Source organism: Yinghuangia sp. YIM S10712 (assembly GCF_051388935.1).
Taxonomy (GTDB): Bacteria; Actinomycetota; Actinomycetes; order Streptomycetales; family Streptomycetaceae; genus Yinghuangia.
Map to the genome: position 1 here is coordinate 73,426 of NZ_JBPKBI010000005.1, position 1,931 is coordinate 75,356.

The 1,931-nt window shown below is 71.7% G+C and carries 2 protein-coding genes; one reads left to right on the forward strand and one right to left on the reverse strand.

Annotated features, from left to right (window positions below; all coding sequences use genetic code 11):
* Positions 1-588 (reverse strand): dGTP triphosphohydrolase (gene dgt, locus ACRX5W_RS13875; RefSeq protein WP_436788400.1); only part of this gene is annotated, 588 nt, incomplete at its 3' end.
* A gap of 519 nt (positions 589-1,107) precedes the next feature.
* Between dgt and ACRX5W_RS13880 the strand changes: the two genes are divergently transcribed.
* Positions 1,108-1,827, forward strand: a complete 720-nt coding sequence (locus tag ACRX5W_RS13880; protein WP_436788401.1) for a dienelactone hydrolase family protein — start codon at positions 1,108-1,110, stop codon at positions 1,825-1,827.
* Positions 1,828-1,931: the final 104 nt, after the last annotated feature.

The following is a 1,931-nucleotide window of genomic DNA, read 5'->3' on the forward strand; positions in this document are numbered from 1 at the left end:
GCGCACCCACGCGAACACCTCCAGGTCGTCCTCGTAGACGCCGTACGCACGCCGGCCCTCGGTACGCGGCCACGGGTACTTCAGGACCGCGTCCAGACCCGCGCGCGTGAGGTTCAGGCCGACGCTGCGGCCCCGCGCGAACGTCTTGGGCTCCAGCCGGGTGAGCAGTCGCAGGCTCTGCGCGTTGCCCTCGAAGCCGCCGCACGCCTGCGCCGCGTTGTCGAGGGCCTCCTCGCCGGTGTGACCGAAGGGCGGGTGCCCGAGGTCGTGGGCCAGGCACGCGGCCTCGACGAGGTCGGGATCGCAGCCGAGCGCCTGGCCGAGCTCGCGGCCGATCTGGCCGCACTCCAGCGAGTGCGTCAGGCGCGTACGCGGCACCTGCCGGCCGTCGGGCGGGCTTTCCCCCGGTATGACGACCTGCGTCTTGCCGGCGAGGCGGCGCAGCGCGGCGGAGTGCAGGACGCGCGCCCTGTCGCGCTGGAAGGCGGTGCGCCCGGGGCGCTTCCCGGGCTCGGGCACCCAGCGCTCGCGGGCGAACTCGTCGTACGCCGTCTGCGGGTGGACGGATTCCGTGCTGCCGTGGGCCATGCGTCAACAGTAGGTACGCGTCCGGACAAAGCACGGATCGCGCGGCACGGATTGCGCGGAGATCACGCGCGCCGGGGCCCTACAGGTCGGGACAATCCACGCATGGCCCAGTGCGGACGGCCTGATGAGCATGCGTGTCGAAGCCCGCGGACCCGAACGGGATCACGCAACGCGTGCCACGGCCCCTCCCTCCAGGGCGGCGGCACTTCCGATGGATTCTCGCGGCAACGTGCTTCGCCGTGGCGGCACGGGCGGGAACTGTCGAAACGAGATGGTCTCGTGGCCGTGTTCACGTGAACCGCCGCACCCGTACCGTGCCCCCACCCCGCCCCGGAGCCGCCGCGAAATGCCGTTGTCGGACCGTGGCGACCACTGCTACCTTCCCGAAAGGCCGTGCGAGAGAACGAGGAGGTGGTACCCGTGAACGCAGTATCGACATGGGTGCTCCCCTCCGGGGTCACGGTCGGGCGATAGGTCGTCCGGGAGCGCCGTTCACGCGCACTCCCGAAAGGCACGACCGTGCGATTCACTTCCGAACAGCGCCTCGCCGACGGCATCCTCGAACGCGAGTTCACCCTCGGCGAGATCCCCGGCACCCTGTGGACGCCTGGCGCCGGACCGGCCCCGCTGATCCTCATGGCCCACAACAACGGCCTGTCCAGGTCGCAACCCCGGCTCGTGGCCCGGGCCCGCTACTCCGCCGCGCAGGGTTACGCCGTGGCCGCCATCGACGCCCCTGGGAGCGGTGACCGGCCCCGTTCCGCCGCCGACGAGCAGGCCCGAGCCGACCTCCGCCGGGCGATGCAGGCCGGCGAACCGGTCGACGAGATCTTCGAGTCCTTCGTCGGCCCGCTGGTCGAAAGGGCAGTCCCGGAATGGCAGACCACCCTGGACGCCCTCCTCACGCTGCCTGACATCGGCGGCCCCGTCGGATACTCGGGGTGGACCGCCGTAGGCATTCGCCTGGCCGTGAGCGAGCCGCGCATCGCAGCCGCCGGCCTCTTCGCCGGAGGCTACGTGCCCCGCGCCCAACGCGAGGAAGCCCGGCACGTCACCATCCCCCTGCTGTTCCTCCTTCAGTGGGACGACGAAGGCAACCCCCGGCAACGCGCCCTGGACCTGTTCGACGCCTTCGGCAGCAAGGAGAAGACGCTGCACGCCAATATGGGCGGCCACACCGGCACCCCCTGGTTCGAGGCGGAGGACAAGAACCGGTTCTTCGGCCGCCACCTGAAGTGACGGCGGGCCGACAGGCCGGCGGCAGACAGCAAGCCGTATCGGCCGGGATACCGCTCTGGTGGAGACGGGTCCCGGCTCGCTCCGCCTCTCCGGACCGGGGGGGG